Annotated in this window: 1 protein-coding gene; it reads left to right on the top strand. The window is 60.6% G+C overall.

The window, feature by feature from the left end:
- Positions 1-2,275: NACHT domain-containing protein (locus tag AC1D00_RS37340; protein WP_477014115.1), on the top strand; the 2,275-nt coding region annotated here is incomplete at both ends.

Here is a 2,275-nt window from a genome sequence, read left to right as displayed (position 1 = left end):
GCTTGGTCTCGGAGGTTCGCTGGGGCGCGATGCGGTTCTCGACGCGCTGAATGCCGCTGGCGAAGCGACGGGCTCGCCGCTGATCATCTTCATCGACGCGCTGAACGAGACGCAGCCCGATCGCCGACGGTGGCAAGGCTGGTTGCCTCCGATGCTCGAACAGGTGAAAAGACGGCCGTTTCTCAAACTTTGTGTCAGTTGCCGTGAATCCTACGTCCGCGAAGTGATGCCGCCTCACTTCAAGGTCCCGGTCGTCGAGCACAATGGGTTCCTCGGCAAAGAGTATGAGGCACAGTTCGCGTTCTTTGAGCATTATGGCCTTGGCGTTCCGGCCGAGCCGCTACTACAGGAAGAGTTTGCCAATCCACTCTTCCTCCGTCTCGTGTGCGAAGCGCTGCGCGATAGCGCAACGCAAGCCATCCCGGCGGGACGAGAAGGCATCCGCTCGATTATCAACCTGCTGCTTCAAGCAAAGAATCAGCGAGCCGCGGCGACCTGCGATTATGATCCCCGCGAAAATCGCATCAACGACGCGATGCTTCGTCTGGCTGGAAGCATGGCCACGACAGGCAGTCGTGCGCTTCCGCTGTCGGAAGCGCGGTCGCTGGTCGATCAATCGGCGACGACGCAGTCGCAATCGCTTTTCGCGATCCTGGAATCAGAATCTTTGGTTTCAACCATCGAACAGCCTGGAAGCCGCCTCGGCGACGGGCCCACCTATTCGGTTCGCTTCACCTTCGAGCGGGTTGGGGATCACCTTATTGCCGAGCATCTGTTGCAAGGGGTGGATGACGCAAGAGCGGCATTTGGTGCCGGCGGTCGGCTTCACTCTCTCGTGGCGAACGAAGAGGCAGCCAGATCAAATGCCGGCCTTCTCGAGGCGCTTTCGATTCAGCTCCCCGAAGCACAGGGCGTCGAACTCATCGACATGCTCGGCGACGAACAAGATTCTGTCCTTTGGCCGTCGTTCATTGCCGGGCTGCAGTGGCGGAATCCGCAGCACATCGATGATCGCACGGTGATGCTCGTACGGCGGGGCCTCGCCTCAGCTGAATACCTTGCCCCCATGATGGAAGCTTTGTTCGGCGTTGCTGCTCGTCCTCACCATCCATTGAACGCAGGACTTCTGGATTATGTTCTCCGGGGCGTCCCATTGTTGGAACGGGATCCGTTCTGGGCCAACTGCCTCGAGACGTCGTATGCCGATTGGAGTGCCACGATCCGCGAAAAAAGCGGTGTGCACCGGCTTATCGACACGGCCTGCCGTGCCAATCTCGAGAGCCTCCCTGACCCAGTCGCGACGCTTTGGGCGACAGCGCTCGCCTGGTTTTGTGCCTCGCCGGACCGGCGTATTCGTGACCGGTCTACCATGGCCATGGTGAACATCTTTCGTGCGCGACCGCGCTGCATCGCTCTTCTCATGCGCCGATCGCTGGACTGCGACGATGAGTATATTTCGGAGCGCATCTTGGTCGCCGGCTACGGCGCATTGCTTCTCAATGAGGCCGGTCCGGCCCTGCGCGAGGCTGCCGACTTCGTCTACACCGCGTACTTCGCAGAGGGCGAGCCGCCATTGAACGCGAGCCTCCGTGACCATGCGCGCTTGATTATCGAACTGTCTGTCGAGCTCAATGTCGCGCCCGATGGAATGGATGAAGCGTTGTATCGCCCGCCCTACCGAAGCGCCTGGCCCATCGTGCTTCCCTCGGAGGAAGAGGTGAGCACCTATGCAGAAGATCGAAGGCGCTTTCCGCAGATGAGTCTCGCGCAAAGGATCGGCTTTGCGACGGGGACGGATTTTGCGCGTTACGTCGTAGAACCTCGTGTGATCAGTTCGTTCAACGCCGAGGGCGCGGGGCTCGACAAGCTCGGCATTTTTCGCTGGTTTTTGCGGCGAGCAGTCGAGCTCGGCTATCCCGGTCCTCGCGAACAGTGCGCGGTGTTCGATCGGATCCTCGTAAGCAGGTTCGGGCCAGGCCGTGGCAAGCCCGGCTGGGCCGAGCGTCTGGGAAAGAAGTATTATTGGATCTTCCTGCGCCAGCTCGTCGGCCAGATAGCCGATCATGTTGACCGCACGAACTGGAGTGCGACCTTTGCGCCGTCGGCCGAATTGCAAGGTCTCGATCTGCGCGACATTGACCCGACCGATATCCGCCAGTTCCTGCCGGCGCCGACCGTCGACGCTGCCTGGTTGACGCCTGAACCTTATGTCTTCCGTGGACGCGATATTCCCGCGGAAGACGCAACCTGGGTGGCGGCGGACGACCTGTCGAAT

The sequence above is a fragment of the Bradyrhizobium sp. P2_E8 genome, from assembly GCF_056403875.1.
Note: the sequence above shows the minus strand (reverse complement) of the source record. Positions and strands in the feature narration are given on the sequence as shown.